General features: G+C 70.2%; 25 protein-coding genes. 16 read left to right on the top strand and 9 right to left on the bottom strand.

Annotated elements, in window-relative coordinates; genetic code table 11:
• Window positions 1-15 precede the first annotated feature (15 nt).
• The 3 genes from D7Y11_RS06850 (at window position 16) to D7Y11_RS06840 (ending at window position 1499) form a co-directional block, all read left to right on the top strand.
• Entirely contained in the window at window positions 16-801 is a 786-nt protein-coding gene (locus tag D7Y11_RS06850; protein ID WP_120580314.1) for an alpha/beta fold hydrolase, read from the top strand.
• Window positions 802-839: 38 nt separating this feature from the next.
• Complete coding sequence (locus D7Y11_RS06845) at window positions 840-1109, top strand: peroxidase (protein ID WP_120580313.1); 270 nt, start codon at window positions 840-842, stop codon at window positions 1107-1109.
• A gap of 72 nt (window positions 1110-1181) precedes the next feature.
• A complete protein-coding gene (locus tag D7Y11_RS06840; protein WP_120580312.1) occupies window positions 1182-1499 on the top strand; it encodes a carboxymuconolactone decarboxylase family protein in 318 nt (105 codons plus the stop codon).
• Between the two features lie 3 nt (window positions 1500-1502).
• Here D7Y11_RS06840 and D7Y11_RS06835 read toward each other — a convergent pair whose 3' ends face one another.
• From D7Y11_RS06835 to D7Y11_RS06820, 4 genes are all read right to left on the bottom strand, one after another.
• Complete coding sequence (locus D7Y11_RS06835; protein ID WP_120580311.1) at window positions 1503-1883, bottom strand: hypothetical protein; 381 nt, start codon at window positions 1881-1883, stop codon at window positions 1503-1505.
• Window positions 1884-1919: 36 nt separating this feature from the next.
• Entirely contained in the window at window positions 1920-2927 is a 1008-nt protein-coding gene (locus D7Y11_RS06830) for a dipeptidase (protein ID WP_126933286.1), read from the bottom strand.
• A 64-nt stretch (window positions 2928-2991) separates the two neighbouring features.
• Window positions 2992-4125 (bottom strand): serine/threonine-protein kinase, encoded by a 1134-nt coding sequence (locus D7Y11_RS06825; protein ID WP_126933282.1) that lies wholly within the window; start codon window positions 4123-4125, stop codon window positions 2992-2994.
• Between the two features lie 218 nt (window positions 4126-4343).
• Window positions 4344-4928, bottom strand: coding sequence for a hypothetical protein (locus tag D7Y11_RS06820; protein WP_233607212.1), 585 nt, complete (start codon window positions 4926-4928; stop codon window positions 4344-4346).
• Window positions 4929-5264: 336 nt separating this feature from the next.
• Here D7Y11_RS06820 and thiS point away from each other — a divergent pair, with 336 nt between their 5' ends.
• From thiS to D7Y11_RS06790, 6 genes are read left to right on the top strand one after another with little or no spacing between them, the layout of a single operon-like run.
• Window positions 5265-5468: a sulfur carrier protein ThiS gene (gene thiS / locus D7Y11_RS06815; RefSeq protein ID WP_120530083.1), complete on the top strand. Its 204-nt coding sequence runs from the start codon at window positions 5265-5267 to the stop codon at window positions 5466-5468.
• 26 nt (window positions 5469-5494) lie between these two features.
• A complete protein-coding gene (locus tag D7Y11_RS06810) occupies window positions 5495-6280 on the top strand; it encodes a thiazole synthase (protein WP_120598755.1) in 786 nt (261 codons plus the stop codon).
• Window positions 6281-6282: 2 nt separating this feature from the next.
• A complete protein-coding gene (locus D7Y11_RS06805) occupies window positions 6283-6897 on the top strand; it encodes a thiamine phosphate synthase (protein ID WP_126933280.1) in 615 nt (204 codons plus the stop codon).
• A 22-nt stretch (window positions 6898-6919) separates the two neighbouring features.
• The gene (locus D7Y11_RS06800) at window positions 6920-7963 is read left to right on the top strand and encodes a hypothetical protein (protein WP_121779077.1); all 1044 of its coding nucleotides are present in this window, start codon (window positions 6920-6922) and stop codon (window positions 7961-7963) included.
• Between the two features lie 6 nt (window positions 7964-7969).
• Window positions 7970-8854, top strand: a complete 885-nt coding sequence (locus tag D7Y11_RS06795) for a DUF4129 domain-containing protein (RefSeq protein ID WP_121779076.1) — start codon at window positions 7970-7972, stop codon at window positions 8852-8854.
• Window positions 8851-10035, top strand: a complete 1185-nt coding sequence (locus D7Y11_RS06790) for a DUF4350 domain-containing protein (protein ID WP_121779075.1) — start codon at window positions 8851-8853, stop codon at window positions 10033-10035. Before D7Y11_RS06795 ends, D7Y11_RS06790 begins: the two co-directional genes overlap by 4 nt.
• Window positions 10036-10100: 65 nt before the next feature.
• Here D7Y11_RS06790 and exoP read toward each other — a convergent pair whose 3' ends face one another.
• The 5 genes from exoP to exoL form a co-directional block, all read right to left on the bottom strand.
• Entirely contained in the window at window positions 10101-11303 is a 1203-nt protein-coding gene (gene exoP / locus D7Y11_RS06785; protein ID WP_126933279.1) for a spore coat polysaccharide biosynthesis glycosyltransferase ExoP, read from the bottom strand.
• An 87-nt stretch (window positions 11304-11390) separates the two neighbouring features.
• Window positions 11391-12452 carry a glycosyltransferase family 4 protein gene (locus D7Y11_RS06780; RefSeq protein ID WP_126933278.1) on the bottom strand — a complete coding sequence of 354 codons (1062 nt, stop codon included), beginning with the start codon at window positions 12450-12452 and terminating at the stop codon, window positions 11391-11393.
• 33 nt (window positions 12453-12485) lie between these two features.
• Complete coding sequence (locus tag D7Y11_RS06775) at window positions 12486-13016, bottom strand: serine O-acetyltransferase (protein WP_120578268.1); 531 nt, start codon at window positions 13014-13016, stop codon at window positions 12486-12488.
• 103 nt (window positions 13017-13119) lie between these two features.
• Window positions 13120-14637 (bottom strand): oligosaccharide flippase family protein, encoded by a 1518-nt coding sequence (locus tag D7Y11_RS06770; protein ID WP_120578269.1) that lies wholly within the window; start codon window positions 14635-14637, stop codon window positions 13120-13122.
• Window positions 14634-15887, bottom strand: a complete 1254-nt coding sequence (exoL, locus tag D7Y11_RS06765) for a spore coat polysaccharide deacetylase ExoL (RefSeq protein WP_306770419.1) — start codon at window positions 15885-15887, stop codon at window positions 14634-14636. The genes D7Y11_RS06770 and exoL overlap by 4 nt, the downstream gene beginning before the upstream one ends.
• A gap of 410 nt (window positions 15888-16297) precedes the next feature.
• Between exoL and ccmA the strand changes: the two genes are divergently transcribed.
• From ccmA to D7Y11_RS06735, 7 genes are read left to right on the top strand one after another with little or no spacing between them, the layout of a single operon-like run.
• Window positions 16298-16963: a heme ABC exporter ATP-binding protein CcmA gene (gene ccmA / locus D7Y11_RS06760; protein ID WP_120578271.1), complete on the top strand. Its 666-nt coding sequence runs from the start codon at window positions 16298-16300 to the stop codon at window positions 16961-16963.
• The gene (locus D7Y11_RS06755) at window positions 16960-17664 is read left to right on the top strand and encodes a heme exporter protein CcmB (RefSeq protein WP_120578272.1); all 705 of its coding nucleotides are present in this window, start codon (window positions 16960-16962) and stop codon (window positions 17662-17664) included. The genes ccmA and D7Y11_RS06755 overlap by 4 nt, the downstream gene beginning before the upstream one ends.
• A gap of 3 nt (window positions 17665-17667) precedes the next feature.
• Entirely contained in the window at window positions 17668-18381 is a 714-nt protein-coding gene (gene ccsA, locus D7Y11_RS06750) for a cytochrome c biogenesis protein CcsA (protein WP_120578273.1), read from the top strand.
• Window positions 18382-18383: 2 nt separating this feature from the next.
• Window positions 18384-18554 carry a hypothetical protein gene (locus D7Y11_RS43750; RefSeq protein WP_167548723.1) on the top strand — a complete coding sequence of 57 codons (171 nt, stop codon included), beginning with the start codon at window positions 18384-18386 and terminating at the stop codon, window positions 18552-18554.
• Window positions 18555-18558: 4 nt separating this feature from the next.
• Window positions 18559-19053, top strand: coding sequence for a cytochrome c maturation protein CcmE (locus tag D7Y11_RS06745; protein ID WP_120578274.1), 495 nt, complete (start codon window positions 18559-18561; stop codon window positions 19051-19053).
• Window positions 19050-21074, top strand: coding sequence for a heme lyase CcmF/NrfE family subunit (locus D7Y11_RS06740; RefSeq protein ID WP_120578275.1), 2025 nt, complete (start codon window positions 19050-19052; stop codon window positions 21072-21074). The genes D7Y11_RS06745 and D7Y11_RS06740 overlap by 4 nt, the downstream gene beginning before the upstream one ends.
• Window positions 21071-21631 carry a redoxin domain-containing protein gene (locus tag D7Y11_RS06735; RefSeq protein ID WP_120578276.1) on the top strand — a complete coding sequence of 187 codons (561 nt, stop codon included), beginning with the start codon at window positions 21071-21073 and terminating at the stop codon, window positions 21629-21631. Before D7Y11_RS06740 ends, D7Y11_RS06735 begins: the two co-directional genes overlap by 4 nt.
• The last annotated feature ends 138 nt before the right edge of the window (window positions 21632-21769 follow it).

Here is a 21769-nt window from a genome sequence, read left to right as displayed (position 1 = left end):
CGCGAGGAGGCACGCATGCTGACGGTCGCCGTGGATGGGATTCCGCTGCACTACCGGGACGAGGGCCAGGGGTTGCCGGTGCTGCTCATGCACGCCTTCCCGTTGGATGGCTCCGCGTTCGACCGGCAGGTGGCCGCGCTGTCCGGACGCTACCGCTTCCTCGTGCCGGACCTGCGCGGCTTCGGGCAGAGCCGGCTGGGTGAAGGCCCCACGGAGATGCGCAAGCTGGCGCAGGACGCGCTCGCGCTGCTGGACGCGTTGAACATCGACACGGCGGTGGTGGGCGGCGTGTCCATGGGTGGCTACGCTGCCCTGGCGCTCTTGCGCGAGGACCCGGGCCGGGTGCGCGGACTGGTGCTTTCGGACACGCAGTGCACCGCGGACGAAGCCGCCGGGAAGGACAAGCGCGAGGCCACCGCGCAGCAGGCGCTGAAGGAAGGCACGGCGTCCGTCGTCCAGGGGCTGGTGCCCAAGCTGGTCCACGCGGGGCCGGACTCACCGGTGGGCCGCGAGGTGACGAAGCTGGGGCTGTCCGTGTCGCCGGAGTCCATCGCCGCCGCGCAGCGGGGCATGGCGCTGCGGTTGGACAGCAAGGATCTGCTCGCGCGCTACGCGGGGCCCGCGCTGGTCGTGGTGGGCGAGCACGACACCGTGACGCCGCTGGCGAAGGCGAAGCAGATGGCGGACCTGGTGCAGGGCGCGCGGCTGGAGGTCATCCCCGGCGCGGCGCACCTGCCCAACCAGGAACAGCCGGAGGCCTTCAACTCGGTGCTGGACAGCTTCCTCACGTCGCTGGCCTGATGGGCGGCATCCCCGTCCTTTCGCCAGGGAAGTGCGCGATGATGAAGTCCCCCGCTCCGGAAAACATGTACCTGCCCGACGTCGAGTCGCACGAGTCCGACGGGCACTACGGGAAGATGATCGCCATGGCGCGGGCCGGGGGCATGACGCCGCCGGGCATCTGGCACCTGTTCGCGTTCAAGCCGCGCATGACGGACGCGCTGTCCGCCTTCACCCACGAGGTGATGCGCGGCCCGTCCCCGCTGTCGGCCGGGCTGCGGGAGCTCATCGCCGCGTATACGTCGCGGCGCAACGCCTGCGTATTTTGAACGGGTTCTCACGCCGCGGTCGCGGCGGAATTACTGGGCAGCAAGGAGCACGTCCAGGCGGTACTGGACGATATGAAGACGGCCCCCATTCCGGAGGCCGAGAAGGCGTTGTTCGCCTTCGTGGACCAACTCAACGACGCGCCCGGAGACGTGCGCCGCGAGGACGTGGAGCGATTGAAGGCGGCCGGCTGGTCGGACGAGGCCGTGTACGACGCGGTCTCCGTCTGCGCCCTCTTCAACTTCTACAACCGGTGGATTGACGGCACCGGCGTCCAGGGCCTCTCACCGGCCATGTACGAACGGTCCGGGAAGCGCATGGCCGCGGGCGGCTACCTGCCCGCGCCACCTCCCGGTTTCCCCCCCAGGTCCGGAGGGGAACCGGAGCGCTGAGGCTCACGGCTGGCAGACGACCTGCGAGTCCTGCACGGCGCACGACGAGCAATCCGCCGTCTTCACCAGCACGCCCTGCTGGCACGTGAGGATCGCGGCGCCGTTGGGGCTGCACACGCCCTTGCCCTCCGCGTTCGTGGCGCACCCGTCGTTCTCCTGGTTGAGGGACGTGTCGCACCGCACGCTGTCCGCCAGCTCCCGGCAGCCCAGCGGCCCCCGGCACGCGAGCGGGCGCCAGGTGCCGTTGCGGCACTCCAGGGCCTGCGCGTCCTCCTGGCACACGTAGTCGCCGCCGTCACACGAGTCGCCCGAACCCGGCCCGCCACAACCGGAAAGAAGGAAGAAACCGACGAGAGACAAGAGCGCAAGGGGAAGACGGTTCATGGGTGCCGGCGACTCTTTTCGACAGGTTTTTCGCTGTCAACCGCCGCCGAGCGTCTCGCGAAAGTAACGCCGGAAGTTGCCACCCATCACACGTTCCACCCACGACTCCGGGTGTCGTTTGAGCAGGGCTTCCGTGAGTCGCGGCAAATCCGTCACATCCCGCATGCCCCGGGGCAGCGCCACCATGCCGTCGTAGTCGCTGCCCACGCCCACGCCCTCCTCCCCCATCACGTCCACGGCGTGCTCCACGTGGCGGACCACGTCGTCCCACGTGTCGCCGCCCAGGTACACCGGCGCCAGGATGATGCCCACCACACCGCCGCGCTGGGCAATGGTGCGCAGGGCCGCGTCGGACAGGTTGCGCCAGCCGCCGCCCGCCGCGCGCACGCCCGTGTGCGAACAGAAGTAGCGCACCGTGGGGTGAGCGAAGAGGTCCGTGAGCGTCTGCTCGGAGGCGTGCGCCACGTCCACGCTCATTCCCAGGCGGGCCATCTCCTCCATCACCTGGTTCCCCAGCGGCGTCAGCCCCCGGTTGCCCATCATGGGAAAGGACGAACCGCCCAGGTCGTTGTTGGACAGGTGCGTGAGCCCCATGAAGCGCACTCCGCGCCGGTGCAGCTCCTCGATCCGCTGCACCTGGCCTTCAATCGCGTGGCCGCCCTCCACGCCCAGCACCGCGGATAGCCGCCCGTGCGCGAGGTTGTCCTCCAGCGCCGCCCCCGTGGTGGCGACACGCACGGTGTCCCCTGAGCGGGCGCAGAAGGAGTCCAACTTTTCAATCTGCCAGAGCGCGCGAGTCCACTCGCTGCCGCGCGCCTCGCGGGGCCACTTGCGCCACGCGGCGAACAGCGGGAAGCCGCCAATGAACGGGAAGCCCCGGGTCACCAGCGTAAAGCACTGCAGCTTCACCCCCGCCTCGCGCAGGCGGGGGAAGTCCACGTGCCCCTCTGTCGACCGCTCGCACAGGTCGCGGTTCCACATCAGCGAATCCGCGTGTCCGTCCGCGATGCACCACTGGCGATGCAGCTCCTTCACGTCACCCATGCCAGCAGTCTTCGCCACGGCCTCCCGCGATGACAAGCGCCCCGGGACATCCCCCCGTCACACCTCACGTCCAGTCCGCGCCGTCGTCATCGCAGCCGTCCCAGAGGTCATCCTCCAGCGGAAGCCCCGCCTCCGCCGCTCCCGCCGGGCCCACGAGCGCGTCCGTGCGCACCTCCGACACCTCGCGCAGCGCTTCCGGGGGACCATAGGGCCGTCCCTCCGCGTTCAGCAGGCCCCGGAGCGCATCCCGCAGCTCCGCGCCCGTCTGGAAGCGCAGGTCGCGGTCGCGATGGAGCACCCTCTGGAGCACGGCCCGCATTCCCGGCGAAAGCCCCCGCGTGGCCTGCTCCACGTGCGCCGGTGTCAGGCACGCCATGCGCGCGGCCATCAGCGGCGCGGGGAGCCAGCTGGGTGTCTCCGCGCACAGCCCGCGCGTTCCAAGCACGGGCTGGGCCTGCTGCGCGGCGCGCTCCACGTCGTCCAGGTCCAGCAGGTGCAGCCCGGTGAGCAGTTCCAGCAGCACCATCCCCAGGGAGAACAGGTCCGCGCGGCCATCCAGCGGCAGGCCCTCCAGCGCCTCTGGCGAGGCATAGGCCACGTCCCCGCGCACGAGCCCCGGCTCCGTCACCACGCGCCCGGGCAGCCGCGACCACGCGAGCGCGAAGTCCGACAGCCGCACCCGCCCGTGCACGTCCACGCGCAGGGAACGGGGGCTGATGTCGCGGTGGACCACGCCCACGGGCAGGCCGCGCGAGTCCTCCAACGCATGGGCGTGATGGAGCGCGTCCGCCACCTCCGCGCCCACGTACGCGGCGAACGCCTCCGAGAAGGGCCGCCGCCGCAGCGCCGCGAAGCTGGACAGCGTCTCCAGGCACGGCCCGTCCACGTACTCCGTCACCAGATGGGGCGCGCCGTCGTGCACCCGCACCAGGTACACCGGCGCGATGGCCGGGTGGGACAGCCGCATGAGCAGCTTCACCTCTTCCCGCAGCCGCGCCCGCGCCACGTCATCCGTCACGTCGCGCAGGCGCTTGATGAGCACCAGTCCGCCCGGCGTGCGCGCGTAGTGCCGGCGGGCGAGCAGCAGCTCCCCTCCGGCGCGCGACCCCAGGTAGCGCACCAGCTCATAGGACGTGGCCCCGGTGGTGAAGAGGATGAACGGCCGGGACGCGGAGGACGCGGGGGGATGGGTGGCCATCGTGGGTGACGCTCCTGACGAAGAGGCGCTTCCCGGGGGTGGGAAGGCATGAGGAACTCCTCACGCCCGCGTCCTACCACCCGGGTCAGACATCCCCATCCGACCCCACCGGGCATCTCCCGACTAAAAAGGAAACGGCCCCCACCGCGAGGGTGGGAGCCGCCGCCTTCAAGTATTTTCCCCAGTCCGGAAAGACAGAGGCGCGTGAGGCGCGGGGATTACTTGTCCAGCTTCTTCACCGCCGCCACCAGGGTGACGTCGCGGGCGACCATGTCCTTGCCGTCCATCACGTAGGAGGCGCGCACCTGCGAGCCTTCCTTGATGTCGTCCAGCTTCACCGCGCGGCTGCCATTGTCCATCAGCGCGGTCCGGTCATTGGTCTTGATCTTCAGTTCCTTGTTCGTGCTGTCCACCAGCGTCAGCGTGTCACCGGACTTGGCGATCACGCGGCCGTTGACGGTGGTCGCCGCCTCGGCGCTGGTGGTCCCGGCCATGCCGGAGCCGCCCTCGGCCAGGTCCTCATTCCGGTTGGCCTGGGCCTCGGCCAGGTCCTGCTCCTCGTCGCGGACGTCCTCGTTGGCGCTGGCGATCTTGTCGTTCGCGTCCTGACGGGCCTCCGCGATGTCCTCGTTGGCGTCATGCTGCGCCGACGCCATCTCCTGGTTCTCGTCCTGACGCGCCTCCGCCGTCTCCTGCGCCGCTTCCTGACGGGCCTCGGCGACATCCTCGCGCTGCGCCTGGACGTCATCCTTCTTGCAGCCGGTGACCATCGTCAGACCCGCGACCGCCGTAACCGCAATCATGAGCTTCCGCATGTGTGACCGCCCCCTGTGAGTGTGTTCTTGAGTGCCGGTGATTTGTTCCCCGGCGTTGGGCAGAAACTGGTCGCTCCCCCCGTACCTGCACAGCGCTTGGCAACAAATGGAGGCATGAGCAGGGGCGACCCGCGCACGAGGAAGGCCCTGGCCGCTCGCCTGCTGGGGAAGCGGAACAAAACGCATTCGAGCGCGAAAAATCCGTTCCGGTGCGCTGAAGCAGGCCTTTTGCGTGGGGGGGGCTGTGCGTTGACAGGGCAGAACCGCCCTTGTACTGGCACCGGCGGGTCCCGACCGAAGGGGACCGGAAGGAGCCGTGAGGCCGTGAACGTGTGGGTCAACGGAGAAGCGCGGACGCTGCCGGAGGGCAGCACCCTTTCGTCCCTGCTGGCGCTGTTGGAGCTGGGCAGCGGCCCGGGGGTGGCGGTGGAGGTGAACGCGGAGGTGGTGCGCCGCGCCCGTCATCCCGAGCACCGGCTCCAGGACGGGGACCGGGTGGAGATCGTCACCTTCGTGGGTGGCGGGTGAGTGCAGGCCCTGGAGAGGAGACGGTCATGAGCGGCATCGCGGACAAGCCTTTCACGCTGGCGGGGGTGACGTTCACCTCGCGGCTCATCGTCGGGACGGGGAAGTACCCCAGCCACGAGGTGATGAAGCAGTGCCACGAAGCGTCGGGCGCGGAGCTCGTCACGGTGGCGGTGCGGCGGTTGGACCTGAAGGCGACGGGAGAGGCGTCGCTGATGAACTGGATCGACCGCAACAAGATGCGCCTCTTGCCCAACACGGCGCTCTGCTACACGGCGGACGACGCGGTGCGCACGTGCCGGCTGGCGGAAGAGCTGGGCATGAGCAAGTGGGTGAAGCTGGAAGTGCTTGGCGACGAGAAGACGCTCTACCCGGACGTCGAGGAGACGGTGAAGGCCGCTCGCATCCTGGTGAAGGAAGGCTTCACGGTGCTGCCGTACACCAGCGACGACCCCATCACCGCGCGCAAGCTGGAGGACGCGGGCTGCGCGGCGGTGATGCCGCTGGCGGCTCCCATCGGCAGCGGGCTGGGCATCCGCAACCCGCACAACCTGCGGCTCATCCGCGAGGTGGTGAAGGTGCCGGTCATCGTGGACGCGGGCGTGGGCACGGCGTCCGACGCGGCCATCGCGATGGAGTTGGGCGTGGACGCGCTGCTCATGAACACCGCCATCGCGGGCGCGAAGGATCCGGTGCGCATGGCCGTGGCCATGAAGAAGGCAGTGGAGGCCGGCCGCGACGCGTTCCTGGCGGGCCGCATCCCGCGCAAGGCGTACGGCTCCGCGTCCAGCCCCATCGAAGGGCTCGTGGAGTAGCGGTGCCCGTCCTGCCCCGCCTCGTGGTCATCACGGACTGGCGGCTGCCCCGGGCGCGGTTGCTCACCGCGCTGGAGCAGGCGCTGGAGGCGGGGCCGGACGTCGCAGTGCAGCACCGTCACCCGGAGGCCTCCGGGCGGCTGTTCCTGGAGGAGGCGCGGCTCCTGGCGGACGTGTGCCGGGGCCGGGCGCTGTTCGTGAACGGGCGGCTGGATGTCGCGCTGCTCGTAGGCGCGCACCTGCATCTGCCCGCTTCTGGCCCTTCTCCCCGCGACGTGCGCCCGTTCCTGCCCGCGGACCGGTGGGTGAGCGTGGCGGTGCATGACGCGCGCGAGGCGGAAGGCGCGGTGGGCGCGGACCTGGCGCTGGTGAGCCCCGTGTTCGCTCCGGGGTCCAAGCCGGGGGATACGCGCGACACGCTGGGGCCTCATGGATTCAGGGGGCTCGCGGAGCGGTTGCCCTGCCCTGCCCTGGCGCTGGGGGGGATGACGCCGGAGCGGGCTCGGGAGGTGCCGGGGGCCTGGGGCGTCGCGGTCATCTCCGCCGTGCTGGAGGCGGAGGATCCGCGCGCGGCGGCCCGGGCGCTGCTGGACGCATGCCGGCCCCCGCGCGATTGAGGCGGCGCTATGCTGCGCGGCCGTGACGCCATCCCCGACCTCCGTTGAGCTGCGCCCCCTCGCCATCGGAGAAATCATCGACCGCGCGGCGACGTTCTGGCGCGCGCACCTGAAGCCCCTGTTCGTGCTGGTCCTGGGGTTCGACCTGCTCAACTACATCGCGGTCAAGGCGTTCACCGTCGCGATGACGCGCACGGTGGGCGTGCTGCCCGGATTGGGTGGGGCTCCCGCGGGCACGGACCCCACGCAGGCCCTGACCCAGTCCGGCATCGTGATGGGGCTGATGCTCGTGCTGTACACGTTCCTGGTGTGGAACTTCTGGGTGGCCACCACGGCGGCGGCCCGGTACGTGATTCCCGCGCGGCTGGGTGAACCGGTGCGTCCCTCGGAAGGTCTGCGGCGGGCCGTGTCGCGCCTGGGCACCCTGACCGCGACCTACCTGCTGTCCATCGCTTGGGCCGCGGGGGTGACACTCCTGCTGTGCCTGCCCGGATCGCTCGTCATGGGGATGGGCGTGGTCGCGGCCGTCACCGGGAAGGGCACTGGCGGAGGCACGGCGCTGAGCATCGCGCTGATCATCATCGGCGCCATCGTGCTGGGCCTGGGCGCGTTGGCGGCGGTGCTCTGGTACTTCCTGCGCTTCATGCTCCTGCCCCCCGTGCTGGCCATGGAGGACGTGGGCGCGTGGGCGGCCTTCAAGCGCTCCGGGGCCCTGCTGAAGGGCCGCGTCGAGCCGGGCTTCATGGGCCGGGGCACGGTGCGGGCCATGGTGCTGTCCACGGTGGTGGGCGGCATCCTCATCGCGGTGAGCCTGGTGTCGGGGCTGCCCGCGTGGATCGTCCGGCTCGCCTACGGTGGCAACCTGTTGGATCCGGCGTCCCAGGCGGCCATTCCGCAGGCGCTGCTCGTCCCCGCGGAGCTGCTGCAGGTGGTGGGGCAGTCCTTCTTCACGCCGCTGAGCTTCGTGGTGTCCGCGTTCTTCTACGTGGACATGCGCGTGCGCCGCGAGGGCCTGGACCTGGAGCGGCGCATCGCGACCGCGGAGCCGGCGACGCCGTCCCCCTGACAACCCGTGCCCGCCCTCCCTCTGCTCCTCCTGCTGGCTGCCCTGCCCCCGTGCGCTGACCGGGAGGCCGTGTCGCGCCGGCTCGAGGACACGGCGCGTTCGCGGCCCGCTGCGTTCAACGCGGAGGTGAACCGGCTGATGGAGGCGCTGGACGGCGTGCCCCTGCCGCCCGGGACCTCCGGCCAGACGGAGCCCGACCGTGCCCGGCAGCTCACCGTGTACCTGGAGGCCGTGTGCGGCCTGGACGTGGAGCCGGCCGTGTCGCCCGGAGTGACGAGCGAACCGGAGCGGCTGCGCGCCATCCTCGACCGGCCGGAGTTCGCGAGAGCCCGGCAGCGCAACAGCGACCTGCTGACGCGACTCCTGCGCGAGCTGCAGACCTGGCTGGAGGGCCTCTTCGAATCCAAGGGCGCGCAGGGCTTCGCGGTCGCCACGCGCGCGGTGATGCTGGGCCTGGCGCTGGCGGTGGTGTTGTTCGGCGTGCTTCGGGTGCGCTGGCGCCGAAGCAGGAAGACCGTCACCGCGCAGGGAGTGGAAGGTGAAGCCGCGCCCCTGGAGCTGGATACGCCTGGAGAACACCTGGGCCGGGCGCGCACCGCGCTGGAGACGGAGGACGCGAGAGAGGCCATCCGCGAAGGATTGCTGGGCCTGCTGTCCACGCTGGAGCAGCGCAAGCTGGCGCGGCCGGACCGCGTGAAGACGAACCGCGAGCTCGCCGCGGAGCTGCCCACGCGAGGCGCCCCCGCGCGCGTGACGGGTGAAGTGGAGCGGCTGGTCGGCTGGTACGACCGGGCCTTCTATTCGCTGGAGCCGGTGTCGCGCGAAGAGGCCACCCGCTTCGTGGAGTCCGTGGAGCAGCTGCACGGCTCGCTCGTGGAGGTCCGGCCGTGAGGAACGCGCGCGTCGCGGTCGTCCTGGGCTTGATGATCGCCGTGGCATTGGCGGTGGGCCTTGCCTCGCATGAGGCCCCGCCGGACTCCCCCGTGCCATCCATCACGAACCCGGGCCCGCTGGGGCTCAAGGCCCTCTTCGTCTACCTGGAGGAGCGCGGACGGGACGTCAGCGCGCAGACGACATCCCTGGACTCGATTCCCGCCGGCACGCGCACGCTGGTCATCGCCGCGCCGCAGGCCCAGCCCGTGACGAAGGAAGAAGTCGCCGCGTTGGAGCGCTTCGTCCGGGGCGGCGGCACGCTGGTGTATCTGTCTCCGCATGCGCTGGCGGAACACCAGCCAGGCATGGAGGACTGGCTGCACATCACCTCGGGCGCACTGCCCGGCACGAACCACCAGGGCCTTGCCTCCGAATGGGTGGATCCCGCCGGCGTCACCGTGGACGTGTGGCTGCCCGCGGGCGCGCTGCGCGACCTGTCGCTCCTGCGCGTGGCCCGGGACCGGAGCCTGAGGGTGGAACACGGGGACGCGGTGCCGCTGGCGGGCCTGGGCGGCGCGAGCGTGCTGTGGCGCTGGGGCCTGGGCCAGGGCGAGGTCTATGTCGCCGCGGGCCCGGACCTCGCGGAGAACCGGCGCCTGGAGCTGCTCGACAACGTGCGTTTCTGGGATGCGCTCGCCGCGCGCGGTCCCCTGCGCTTCGACGAGTTCCACCACGCCGTCATCACCCGCCCGCCCCTGTCCCAGGGCCTCTGGGTCTTCATCGCGCAGAGCCTCGCCGTGGGGCTCGTCTACGTCGTCTCCCGAGGCACCCGCTTCGGCGCGCCCCGCCCCGTGCGCGTGGAGCGGCACCGCTCGTCGCGCGAGTACGTGCGCTCCCTGGGCTGGCTCATGCGCCGCGCGAAGGTGGAGGCAGAGCTGCTGCCGGAGCTCGACACCGGCCTGCGACGCCTGATGCAGGAGCGCCTGGGCATCGCCACCTCCCTGCCGGACGCGGAGGCCGCGCGCCTCCTCGCGGAGACCTGCGGCATCCCCGCGCGCGACTACCTGGACGCGAAGGAGGACCTCGTGCGCACGCGAGAGCGCACGCCCATCCGCCCCGCCGACTACACCCGCCTCGCCCGCCGCTACGCCCTGCTGGAGCGCCGCGTGACGGGTCGCGCGGGCGACCTCCAGGAATGACGAAGGCGCGGTGTCCGGCGCGCTCACACGCTCCGGACCCGCGCCCTCCTGCCGCCCGACCGGACCTACAGCTTCTTGCCCGCCGCGAGCATCGCCTCACCCACGTGCTGGCGGATCTCCGTGACGCGCGCCTCCCAGCTCTCGTGGAAGATCTTCTCCGCGCGCTCCCGGTTCGGACCCGGGTTGTCCGCCAGCGCCGCGTTGACCTGCTTCACGTAGTCCTCCGGCGTGGTGGCGATGCGGCACAGGCCCACCTTGCGGACCTCCGGCAAATCCGACGACACCACCGGCAGGCCGGACGCCAGGTACTCGCGCACCTTCAGCGGGTTGGAGTTCAGCGTCAGCTCGTTGATGACGAACGGGTTGAGCGCCACGTCGAACGCCTTGTTGTAGCCCGGCAGGTCCGCGTACGGCTTGCGCCCCAGCATGTGGATGTTGGGCACCGCGCGCAGGCGGCTGTCGTCGCAGTCCGGCGTCGTCTTGCCCACGATGACCACCGAGCCCTCCGGGTGCGCCTTCGCGCACGCGATGATGGCGTCCTGATCAATCCAGTCCGCCACCAGCCCGAAGAAGCCGATGATGGGCTTGGGCAGCTTCGCGATGTCCTCCGGAATCTTCGTCGCCGGGTCGCACGCCTTCACGAAGTGCGAGAAGTCCGTGCCGTGGCGCACCAGCACCGTGCGCGGGTTCATGCGCTTCTTGTTCTCATACAGGCGCTCCGCGGACGTGATGCACATGTCCGCGCGGCGCAGCAGGCGCTCCTCCAGCTCCGCGATGTGCTTGCCGTTGGTGTCGCTGAACGCGGAGAACTCGTCCACGCAGTGGTACACGACGAAGTCCTCGCCCAGCGTGCCGGACACCGGCGCGGACGCGGGCAGGAAGCTCCAGGAGATGGGGCGCTCGAACTTCAGCTGCTTCATCGCGCGCAACACCTGAAGCCGCAGCAGGTGGCGGTTCGCCTGGCGCACCGTCTCCGAGCCGTAGAACGGAATCGCCAGCGGCGCGAGCACGTGCAGGTTGGGCTCCACCTCGCGGATGCCCTGGGTGAACGTCTTCAGCTTCTTGATGATCCGCTGCGCGTCGTGCGCGTTCGCCTTGGGCGCGCGGTTGCCAATGCTGTTCACCCACAGCACGCGGTTGTCCCGCGAGAGGATCCGCATGATGTGGACCTTCGACAGCGGATCCCCGTCCCAGTCGTTGGAGAACACCACCAGGTCCCGCCCACGAAGGGCCCGCTTCGACAGGTCCATCTCTTCACTGCGCCGCATCGTCTTCTCCTGAAGTCAAAAGTTCCGTGCTGAAAGCCCTGAAGCGCGCCCTCTCACTCGAAGGCGCCCCAACCCGTCCCCACTCCGTCACGCCGCGTTCACGGTTCCTGCACCTGCCATGCCGGACGGCAGCAACCCCGCGTACATGTCCAGCATCACCGGCCCCGCATCCGGAGCCGTCACCTTCGCCGGGCCCGCCGCCAGCGCGTCGCGCACCGCCTGCGCCAGCGCCCGCTCGTCCCCGGCCTTGAACAACCGCGTGCCCTCCGGCCGAGCGCACACGTCGCTGGCCACGCACGGCACGCCCAACGCCAGCGCCTCGCGCACGGAGATGGAGTCCCCGTCGTGCGTCGTGGGCCGGATGAAGGCGTCGCTCTGGGACAAGAGCCCCAGCGCCTTCGCGTGCTCCAGCTCGCCCAGGTCCTCCAGCAGCCCCGCCACGCCCAGCTCGCGCGCGTCGCGGATGAACTCTTCCGAGCGCGTGCCCGGACCGAACAGCGCCAGGCCCACGCCCGGATGCGTCTCCGCCACGAGCTTCAGCGCGCGGAACATCTGCTTGCGCCCGTACACAGGCGACGGGTGGTGCGCCATCGCGAGCAGCGGACCGCGCCGGGCCCGCGCTGACTCCACCTCTGGCGTCACCGGACCGGGCCGCACCTGCGAACCGCAGAAGGCCGGATGCACCACGACCTTCTCCTCCGGCACACCGCACGCGACCACCGCGTCGCGCACCGCCGGGGACACCGCCACCACCCGCGCGTAGCCCGCCAGCGCCGTGCGCGCGAACACGCGCCGGGCCTGCGACTCCGCCAGGTAGTCAGGAATCAGCCCCGAGTGCAGCGTGATGACGCGCGGCGAGCGAGGCCCGGGCATGGTGCCCACCAGCGCCGCCAGCACCCACGCCTTCGGGTTGTTGCCGCTGGTGTGCAGGTGGACCGTCCAGCCCGCGGAGGTGAATCCCGCGAGCCGCAGGCCGAAGGCGGCGGCGCCGTGTACGGGGAGGACGTCCGGAGCCGGCCGGCCACCCTTCCCGATATCGAGCACCTTCGCTTCGACCTCGCGGTCGCGCAGAAATTGATGGAGTTGACGGACGTGGATGGCCACGCCCCCGTACGGCGGCGGGTAGTCCCCGACGAGCAGCACGCGCATGAAGGAAGCCCCTTGCCCAACGAAGCGAAGTGCCTAGCGCGCGGAAGCCTGCGCGGAGGGACGTGGGACCTGGGTGAGCTTCGGCGGCGCACGCGTGGGCAACAGGCCCATCTCGCGCTGGTACGTGGTGAGCGGATCCGCGTCCTGCCGGATGACCTTCGCGGGCACGCCCGCGACCACCGCGCCCGAGGGCACGTCCTTCACCACCACCGCGTTGGCGCCAATCACCGCGAAGTCGCCCACGTGGATGTTGCCCAGCACCTTGGCGCCCGCGCCGATGCGCACGTAGTCGCCAATCACCGGCGCGCCCTCCAGCCCGGAGCGTCCGCCAATCGTGACCTGCTGCGAGATGAGGACGTGACGGCCCACCTTCGCCGCCTTGTGGATGACCACGCCGATGCCGCCGTAGCCCAGCTGCGTCCCCTCGCCGAGCTCCGCGTCTTCAGGGATGTAGGAGCTGTGCAGGTAGTAGATGGCCTTGCGCAGAACAGCGGGCAGCAACGGCACCCCTCGCTTCTTCAGCCCATGCGCCATCCGGTACAGCGTCATCGCGTCGAATCCCATCACGCCTCTCCTCGCCCACATCCGAACTCCGTGACGCCTGGAAGGTAGGTACCCACGCGTGGGGAGGGAAGTGCCCCCCACGCGTGCGATACCCGACGGTGAATCAGGCCGCCCGGCGGGGACGGAGGGACTGCAATGCGCTCCACGGGCGAACGCCTTGCGCATACAGACCCACCACGTACCCCACCACGAAGAGCAGCCCCGCCACTGCCAGTGGCAGCACCCGCCACAGGAAGCCCGTGGGCAGGTTCATCCACGTGTCGTGCACCCCGGAGCGCAGCAGGAAGATGCTCCCACCCGCCGCGAACGCCGCCAGCGACGCCTGCCCCAGCTCCCGCCACGGGATGACGTCCTTGAGCCCCAGCTTGCGCTCGGGCGTGGACAGCGCGCGGGGCACGCGGATGAGCAGCATGCCCTTGCCCACCACCTCCGCCAGCGCCCAGGACGCGATGCCGCCCATCATCCCGAAGTGCTTCACGCCGAACCACAGGAGCGGCACCGTCACGACTGCCTTCACCAGGTACGACGCGAAGATGGCCCGCGTCTGTCCCCGGGCCCGGAGCGTCCCATCCATGGGCAGGATGGACAGCACCACGCCCAGCACGCTCACCCGGAAGATGGGGACCGCGGACAGGAACTTCTGGCCGAACATGGCCCCCACGAACTCCGGCGCCGCCGCGAAGAGGAACGCCGCGAACGGCAGGAACACGTACGCCAGCTTGCCGGCCGCTTCCCGGAAGGCCTCCACGCCCTCCTCCAGCCGGCCCTCGCGCTCCAGTTCGCCCAGGCGCACCATCAGCACCTCGCTGGTGGGCGTGTAGAGCAGATCCACCACCGGCAGCTGGAAGCAGCCCACCCGGTAGAGCGCGTACACCGCCGGGGCCACCACGCCCGCCACCGCGTACATGTGCGCGTTCTGCTGGGGGATGGCCAGGCACATCGCCGCGCCAAAGGGTGCCGCGTACACCAGCTGCTCCTTGAACAGCTTCCAGTCCACCAGCGGCCCGGTGGAGCCACGCAGCGACACCACCCACGTGGCCACGTAGCGCAGGCCCGCGAAGCAGGCCACGGCGATCATCATCCCGTGCAGGGAGAAGCCCAAAAGCGGCGGCAGCACCATCACGCCGGAGCGCACCGCGTCCGACGCCAGGTACACCACCGCGGACGCCTTCGTCTTCCCCTGGCTGGTGAGCGAAATCTCCAGCGGGTAGCTGCCCAGGAAGAACGCCGTGTAGAGCGCCAGCGCCGCGCGGTGCTCCATCAGCGCCGGGTTGTTGAAGTAGGCCGCCACGTGGCCCAGGAAGAACCACACCAGGCCCGCCGCCACGACGCCCGCGCCCGTCACGAAGAGCAGCGCGTGGCCCAGGTACGGCCGCTTCGCCTCCGCGCGGGGCAGGAAGTAGTAGAGGCTCTGCGCCACGCCGAACGGCAGCACGTACGACAGCGTCGTGGCGATGAGGAACAGCTGGTAGTAGGTGCCGTACTCGTCCAGGTGAAGCACCCGGGCGAGCACGAGCGGAATGGACAGCGTCAGCCCGGCGGTGAACAACCGGGCCAACACCAACGGGCCGGCCCGCCCCAGGAACGACGGGGACGGGGCCGGCTTGGGTGACACACTCACTGGAGCTCCTCCGGCTGCGCCGCCTCCGGGGCAATGGCCACGTTCGGCGCCACCACGACCTGCGCACCCGTCACCGCGGCCGCAACCCGCGGATCCGTCACGATCACCGGCGCTGTCACGTCCACGACTTCCACCGGCGTCGCCTTCGCGAGCGCGACCTCCGCGGCGGCCGCCTCCTGGACCAGGATGTTGGGGGCGCCACTGACAGCCGCGGAGAGGATGTGCGGACGGTGGCCCAGCACCGGGTGGCTCATGCCCAGCACGCCGAAGCAGTCATCGAACTGGCACACCGTGAGCGCCGACGAGTAGTCCCCCATCATCCCCAGGCTGAAGTTCTCCCACATCACCTTGCGCTTGAGGGCGAACGGGTCGCCGCCCACGCGGTTGGGCAGGTCCTCCGTGGTGACGCCCGAGCGGAAGCCGTTCTGCTTGAGCACGCGGATCATCTCGTCCGAGTACCAGCCGTTGCAGTACGCGAAGTCCTTCACCTGGACGCCGACCTCGCGCTCGATGGTCTGCTTGGACTCGACGATCTCCTTCTCCACCACCGCCGTGGGCTCCAGCGTCAGCACCGTGTGGCCCAGCGTGTGCGCGCCGAACTCGAAGCCGTCGCGCGCCATCTGGCGCACCTCGTCCCAGTTCATCACGTCACCCTGCTCGGGCATCAGGTCCGAGCCGCCGCCCAGCTGCTGCTCCAGCGCGTCGATGATGCCCGTGAGCACGCGCGTGGGGTGCTCGCCGATGAAGTCGTCCAGCGCCGCGGACGTCGTCTTCTGCCCGGAGAGGATGGGCCCCAACAGCTGCACGGACGGGCCGGGCATGGTGGAGTAGTCCGGGCGGAACCGGCGCTCCTGCACGCAGCGCAGCAGGTGGAACAGCCGGTCATGGTTGAAGCGCTTGTCCGTGTCGATGAACGCGGTGGGCAGGTAGGTGATGGCCGGCACGCCCATCTGCTTCAGCACCGGGTACGCATACCGGTACACGTCGCGGTAGCCGTCATCGAACGTCACCACGAACAGGTCCTTCTTCGCGGCGCGGCGGCCCTCCATCACGTCCACCGCGTCGCCAATGCTCGCCAGCTCGAAGCCCGCCGCGTGCGCCTGCTCCAGGTGACGACGGAACGTCTCCTGGGAGATGAGCAGCCCCGGGATGGAGCGCTGCAGCTCCCCCGTGAAGTCGCTCACCACGCGGTGGTAGCTCACGATGAGGATGCGCCGGCCACCCGACTGCGAACGGCGGTACGCCGCCATCGCCTTGCGCGCCCCGCTGTAGTGGAGGAACCCCGCCGCCGCCGCCTTCGCCGCCCGCCGCAACACCCTGCCTGCCATCACGCCTCCCTCGCGGCTTTCGCCGTCTGCCCGCTCCCCCCAATGGAACAGGCCCCGCGCCGCCTGTGTGCATGCTGGATGCCAGGGCAGGTAGGTGGTGAAAACCCCCCGTAACCCCAGGAAACCCGGTGCCCCCGAGGGCAGGAACGTCCTTTTGGAGGTCGTACCTGGGTGTACCAGGGCAGTCGGGCGCCCACCCGTGGCGAAAACCTTTCAGTCCCCCGGCGAAAGCGGCGGAAGAAGCAGGCGTAAAAACTTCTTGTCCTCCGGCGGGCGACCCCAGGGGTTTCACTGGTGAACACGGGCTTTTAAGGCTACGAAACGGCCCGCCGATGCCCCCTCTCCCCTCTGGATCAGCACCCGCGCTCGCCCTCCATGACGTGAGCAAGCGCTATGGGCGACGGTGGGCGCTGGCGCGGCTCACCTACGCGCTGCCCGCTGGCCGTTCGCTGCTGCTCACCGGCCACAACGGCTCCGGGAAGACGACGCTGTTGCGCCTCGTCGCCACCGCGCTCGGGCCCACCGCGGGCCGCGTGGAGGTGCTGGGCCGGGACGCCGTGCAGGACCGTGAGGCCGTGCGCCGCGACGTGGCGCTCCTCTCCCACGCCAGCTTCCTCTACGAGGACCTGACCGCGCAGCAGAACCTGATGGTGCTGGGGCGCCTGTTGGGCGTGGACGCGCCGCAGGACGTCGCGGACGCGCTGCTCAACCGCGTGGGCCTCAACCGCCGCACGGACAGCCCGGTGCGAGGCTTCAGCGCGGGCATGCGCAAGCGCCTGGCCATCGCGCGGCTCCTGATGAAGGCCCCTGCCCTGGCGCTCCTGGACGAGCCCTTCGGTGAGTTGGACCCGGCGGGCATCCAGGACATGGAGGGCGTCATCGCGGAGCTGAAGGCGGGCGGAACCACGGTGGTGCTGGCCACGCACCTCATCGAGCAGGGCCTGAGCCTGTGCGAGGAACGGCTGCACCTCCAGGACGGCCGGGCGGTGGCGGCATGAGCCCCCCGAACGCGAAGCGCCGCCCCGGCCTGCTGACGACGACGCTCGTCCTGATGCGCAAGGACCTGCTCATCGAATGGCGCACCCGCGCGCGGCTCAACGCGCTGGTGTTCTTCGCCATGGCCACGCTGCTGCTCTTCTCCTTCGCGCTGGGCCCGGACACGAAGCTGCTGGAGCGCAACGCGGGCGGCTACCTGTGGCTGGCCATCCTCTTCGCCAGCGTGCTGTCCCTGGGCGAGTCCTTCCGCGTGGAGACGGAGAACGCCTGCCTGGACGGCGTGCGGCTGGCCCCGGCGGACGCGCGCGCCATCTTCCTGTCCAAGGCGCTGGGCAACGCCCTGCTGCTCCTGGCCCTGTCGGTGGTGCTGGTGCCGGTGATGGTGGCCCTCTACGGCGTGCGCATCGTCACCGGGGTCGGTGACCTGGCGGGCATCCTGGTGCTGGGCAGCATGGCGCTCAGCGCTCCGGGGACCGTGTACGCGGCCATCTCCAGCAATGCCCGGGCCCGGGATGTGCTGCTGCCTCTGCTATTGTTCCCGCTCGTCATCCCAGCCCTCCTCTCCGCCGCCAAGGGCACCACGCTCGTACTCCAGGGTGACCCGATGCAGCAGCTGGGCTCATGGCAGGGGCTTCTGCTGGGGTTCAATCTGATTTACTGGGGCGTGGGCTTCTTGCTGTTTCCCCGGGTCATCGAGGACTGAAGGATGAACAAGTTCGTCAAGTTTGGCCTGCCGGCGGTGACGCTGGCGCTGCTGGGCGCGGGCTGGTGGCTGGGCCTTGCGTGGGCACCGCCGGACCGGGAGATGGGCGAAGTACAGCGCATCATGTACGTCCACGTGCCGCTCCAGTGGATGGCCATGATGGCCATGTTCATCAACTTCGTGGCCGCGGTGACGTACCTGCTGCGTCAGTCGTGGAAGACGGACGCGATGGCGGAGGCCTCGGCGGAGATCGGCCTGCTCTTCGGCACGCTGGGCATGATCACCGGCTCCATCTGGGGCCGCCCCACCTGGGGCGTGTACTGGTCCTGGGACCCCCGCCTGACGTCCGAGGCCATCCTGCTGGTGTCCTACACGGGCTACCTGGTGCTGCGGCGCTTCGTCGAAGACCCGGAGAAGCGCGCGGTGTGGAGCGCGGTGGTGGCCATCATCGGTGCCATCAACCTGCCCATCGTGTGGTTCTCCGTGCGCTGGTGGCGCAGCCTCCATCAGGTGCAGTCCAGCCCCAAGACGGTGGACCCGCAGATGGTGCTGCCGCTGCGCGTGTCGGCGTTCGGCATGCTGGCGCTGCTCATCGTCTTCATGGTGCACCGCTACCGCATCGCGCTCGCGGAGCGGCAGGCGGAGGTGGCGCTGCCGGACGCGCTGCCCTCGGATGACCCCGCGCAGCGCGCGACCCATTCCTCGAAGGTGGCCTGAACATGACCTCGCTGACGTCGCTGATGCTGCTGGCCCAGGTGGGCAGTGGCCGTGTCCAGGGTGGTTGGGGATACGTGGGGGCCTGCTACGGCATCTCCGTGGCCGCCTTCGTGCTCTACTCAGTGTCCCTCTGGGCGCGCCGTCCCCGCGCCGCTGCCGATTCGAAGGAGTGAGCCCATGACGCCCGTCAACCGCAACCGCCTCATCGCGCTGGGAGCCCTGCTCTTCGCCGGCGCTGGCCTTGGCTTCATCGCCTTCGGCAACATCGGGGACAACCTCGTCTACTACTGGAGCCCGTCGGAGCTGATCTCCAACGGCGACAAGGCCTACACGGCCACCATCCGCCTGGGCGGCGTGGTGCAGCCGGGCAGCATCCAGTGGAATGAAGGCCACACCACGCTGGACTTCCGCGTGGCGGACGGCCCGGACGCGAACGCGAAGAGCGTGCACGTGCGCTCACTGGAGACGCCCCCGCAGATGTTCCGCGAGAAGATCGGCGTCGTGGTGGAGGGCACCTACGACAAGTCCGGCGTCTTCACGTCCAACCGGCTGATGGTGAACCACTCCAACGAGTACCGCGCGCCCAAGGAAGGCGAGGAGCCGCGCAAGTGGCAGGACACGCTGGCTGAAGGCGCCACCACCGCGACCGCGACGCCGCCGGGGGCGCCGTGAACGGAATGTTGGGCTATGGGCTGGTCCTCGCGGGCCTGGCCTTCGCAGCGTTCGGCGCCATCCTGGGCCTGGTGGGCGGCATGCGCCGCAACGACGCCAGCTACCCCTGGGTGCTGCGCGCGGTGTGGGGCTTCGCCGCGTGCATGATCGGCAGCAACCTGGTGATGGTGGAAGCGCTCATCAACCACGACTTCAGCGTGAAGTACGTGGCCCAGGTGGGCAGCCGCGCGACGCCGCTCATCTACACCATCGTGTCGCTGTGGAGCGCGCTGGAAGGCTCCATCCTCTTCTGGGGCCTCATCATGGGCGTGTACCTGGCGGCGTTCGCCTGGGTGCACCGCAAGGAGCACGCGCGCTACATGCAGCTGGCGCTGGGCACCATGCTGGCCGTGGGCGTCTTCTTCGCCTTCCTCATCGCGGGCCCCGCCAATCCCTGGGGCGCCGTGTCGCCGGTGCCGGCGGACGGTCCAGGCCCCAACCCGCTGCTGCAGAACCACTTCCTGATGATCATCCACCCGCCCATGCTCTACGCGGGCTACGTGGGCATGACGGTGCCGTTCGGCGTCGCCGTGGCGGGCCTGCTGCGCGGGGAGATTGGTGAAGCGTGGATGGCGCCCCTGCGGCGCTGGACGCTCATCGCGTGGATGTTCCTCACGCTGGGCATCGTGCTGGGCTCGTGGTGGGCGTACGCCGTGCTGGGCTGGGGCGGCTACTGGGCGTGGGATCCGGTGGAGAACGCGTCGTTCCTGCCGTGGCTGACCGCGACGGCGTTCATGCACTCCACCATGGTGCAGGAGCGCAAGCGGATGCTGAAGCTGTGGACGCTGAGCCTCGCGCTCGCGTCGTTCGTGCTCACCATCCTGGGCACGTTCATGACCCGCTCCGGCATCTTCAACTCGGTGCACTCGTTCACCCAGTCGGACATCGGGCCCACGTTCCTGGTCTTCATCGCCATCCTGCTGGTGGTGTGCATTGGCCTGCTGGCCACGCGCGGCCACCTGCTGGCGCCGGAGGGCCGGCTCTCGTCGCTGCTGTCGCGCGAGGCGAGCATCCTGGTGAACAACCTGGTGTTCGTGGCCATCACCTTCACGGTGCTCCTGGGCACGCTCTACCCGCTGGTGTCGGAGGCCGTGCGCGGCATCCGCGTGAGCGTGGGTGAGCCGTACTTCAACAAGATGGCGGTGCCGGGCGGCATCGCGGTGCTCTTCCTGATGGGCGTGGGCCCGGTGCTGCCGTGGGGCACGCCGGACAAGGCCACGCTGCGCCGGCAGTTCCTCATCCCCGCGGCGGTGGGCGTGGTCATCACCATCGCCTGCTACGCGGCGGGGCTGCGCGGCGTGTACCCGCTGCTCACGTTCGGCCTGGCGGGCTTCGTCACCCTCATCACCCTGCGCGAGCTGGTGGTGCCGGTGCGCGTGCGCATGACCGAGCGCAAGGAGGGCTTCGTCACGGCGCTGACCACCGCGACGAGCAAGTCGCGCCGGCGCTTCGGCGGCTACGTGGTGCACCTGGGCATCGTGCTCATCATCGTCGCCGTGGCGGCCTCCAGCGCGTACGTGAAGCACACGTCCGGCACGCTGAAGAAGGACGGCACGATGATGCTGGACGGCTACCAGCTGAAGTACCTGGGCCTGTCCAGCGGTGAGGAGCCGCACCGCACCTTCGTCGCCGCGCGCCTGGAGGTGACGGCGCCCAACGGCGACGTGACGGAGGCGCGCCCGCGCATGAACTACTACGAGCGGAGCACGGACCCCGTGGGCACGCCCGCGGTGCGTGAGTCGCCGAAGGAGGACCTGTACATCTCGCTGATGGCCTTCAGCGAGACGACGGGCACGGCGAGCTTCAACGTCTGGGTGTTCCCGCTGGTGGGATGGATCTGGTACAGCCTGCCGCTGCTGATGTTGGGCACGCTCATTGCCGTATGGCCTTCGCGCCGGGCGGCGGTGCTGCGCGCGGACGCGCCGACGGTGGGAGCGTCGCCTCCCCTGCCGGGCACGGACGCCGAGCGGGGTGCGGCATGAAGCGCTGGCGGCTTCCGCTGGTGTTCGCCGCGGTGGGGGCGGCGCTGCTCTTCGTCCTCTTCCAGGGCTTCGGGCGGAACCCTCACGAGGTGCCCTTCATGCTGAAGGGCGCGGCCGCGCCAGACTTCACGCTCAAGCCGCTGGACGGTGGTGACGCCGTGAAGCTGGCGGACCTGAAGGGCCGCCCGGTGGTCATCAACTTCTGGGCGTCGTGGTGCGGGCCCTGCAAGTACGAGCACCCGGTGCTCGAGTGGGGCGCGCGCGAGCTGGGCTCCCAGGCCGTGTTCATGGGCGTCGTCTTCGAGGACACGGAGCCCAACGCGCGCGACTTCCTGCGCCGCATGGGCGCGAGCTTCCCGCAGCTGATGGATGAGCGCTCGCGCATGGCGGTGGACTACGGCGTCGCGGGCGTGCCGGAGACGTACTTCATCGACGCGCAGGGCATCATCCGCGGCAAGCACGTGGGTCCCATCGACCCGAAGACGCTGGCCACCCGGGTGCAGGAGCTGACCCAGCCGGCGGCCCGTCCCACCGCGGAAGCCGCGCGTCAGAACTGAGTCAACTTCCGCCCGCTTGGAAGGCAGGCGCCCGGGAGCCGGAAGAGGGCGGCCCGGGGCCGCCTCGCGGGAGGCCTGGAATCCGTAGTAAGTCCCATCTGTCGGCGTCGTTCGCGAGGGCTTCCCCCGGCCCCTGCT

The organism is Corallococcus sp. AB018, assembly GCF_003986945.1.
GTDB classification, from domain to species: domain Bacteria; phylum Myxococcota; class Myxococcia; order Myxococcales; family Myxococcaceae; genus Corallococcus; species Corallococcus exiguus.
This window is presented reverse-complemented; position numbering and strand designations above follow the sequence as displayed.

What these genes read in the sequence shown, in the direction of transcription:
- D7Y11_RS06845 (WP_120580313.1), top strand. Translation starts at nt 840, where the DNA reads ATGATGAAGTCCCCCGCTCCGGAAAACATGTACCTGCCCGACGTCGAG.
- ccsA (WP_120578273.1), top strand. Translation starts at nt 17,668, where the DNA reads ATGAACAAGTTCGTCAAGTTTGGCCTGCCGGCGGTGACGCTGGCGCTG.
- D7Y11_RS06775 (WP_120578268.1), bottom strand. Translation starts at nt 13,016, where the DNA reads ATGGGATTCGACGCGATGACGCTGTACCGGATGGCGCATGGGCTGAAG.
- D7Y11_RS43750 (WP_167548723.1), top strand. Translation starts at nt 18,384, where the DNA reads ATGACCTCGCTGACGTCGCTGATGCTGCTGGCCCAGGTGGGCAGTGGC.
- D7Y11_RS06780 (WP_126933278.1), bottom strand. Translation starts at nt 12,452, where the DNA reads ATGCGCGTGCTGCTCGTCGGGGACTACCCGCCGCCGTACGGGGGCGTG.
- D7Y11_RS06745 (WP_120578274.1), top strand. Translation starts at nt 18,559, where the DNA reads ATGACGCCCGTCAACCGCAACCGCCTCATCGCGCTGGGAGCCCTGCTC.
- D7Y11_RS06835 (WP_120580311.1), bottom strand. Translation starts at nt 1,883, where the DNA reads ATGAACCGTCTTCCCCTTGCGCTCTTGTCTCTCGTCGGTTTCTTCCTT.
- D7Y11_RS06825 (WP_126933282.1), bottom strand. Translation starts at nt 4,125, where the DNA reads ATGGCCACCCATCCCCCCGCGTCCTCCGCGTCCCGGCCGTTCATCCTC.
- D7Y11_RS06840 (WP_120580312.1), top strand. Translation starts at nt 1,182, where the DNA reads ATGAAGACGGCCCCCATTCCGGAGGCCGAGAAGGCGTTGTTCGCCTTC.
- D7Y11_RS06820 (WP_233607212.1), bottom strand. Translation starts at nt 4,928, where the DNA reads ATGATTGCGGTTACGGCGGTCGCGGGTCTGACGATGGTCACCGGCTGC.
- D7Y11_RS06830 (WP_126933286.1), bottom strand. Translation starts at nt 2,927, where the DNA reads ATGGGTGACGTGAAGGAGCTGCATCGCCAGTGGTGCATCGCGGACGGA.
- exoP (WP_126933279.1), bottom strand. Translation starts at nt 11,303, where the DNA reads ATGCGGCGCAGTGAAGAGATGGACCTGTCGAAGCGGGCCCTTCGTGGG.
- D7Y11_RS06755 (WP_120578272.1), top strand. Translation starts at nt 16,960, where the DNA reads ATGAGCCCCCCGAACGCGAAGCGCCGCCCCGGCCTGCTGACGACGACG.
- D7Y11_RS06735 (WP_120578276.1), top strand. Translation starts at nt 21,071, where the DNA reads ATGAAGCGCTGGCGGCTTCCGCTGGTGTTCGCCGCGGTGGGGGCGGCG.
- D7Y11_RS06850 (WP_120580314.1), top strand. Translation starts at nt 16, where the DNA reads ATGCTGACGGTCGCCGTGGATGGGATTCCGCTGCACTACCGGGACGAG.
- D7Y11_RS06810 (WP_120598755.1), top strand. Translation starts at nt 5,495, where the DNA reads ATGAGCGGCATCGCGGACAAGCCTTTCACGCTGGCGGGGGTGACGTTC.
- ccmA (WP_120578271.1), top strand. Translation starts at nt 16,298, where the DNA reads ATGCCCCCTCTCCCCTCTGGATCAGCACCCGCGCTCGCCCTCCATGAC.
- exoL (WP_306770419.1), bottom strand. Translation starts at nt 15,887, where the DNA reads ATGGCGGCGTACCGCCGTTCGCAGTCGGGTGGCCGGCGCATCCTCATC.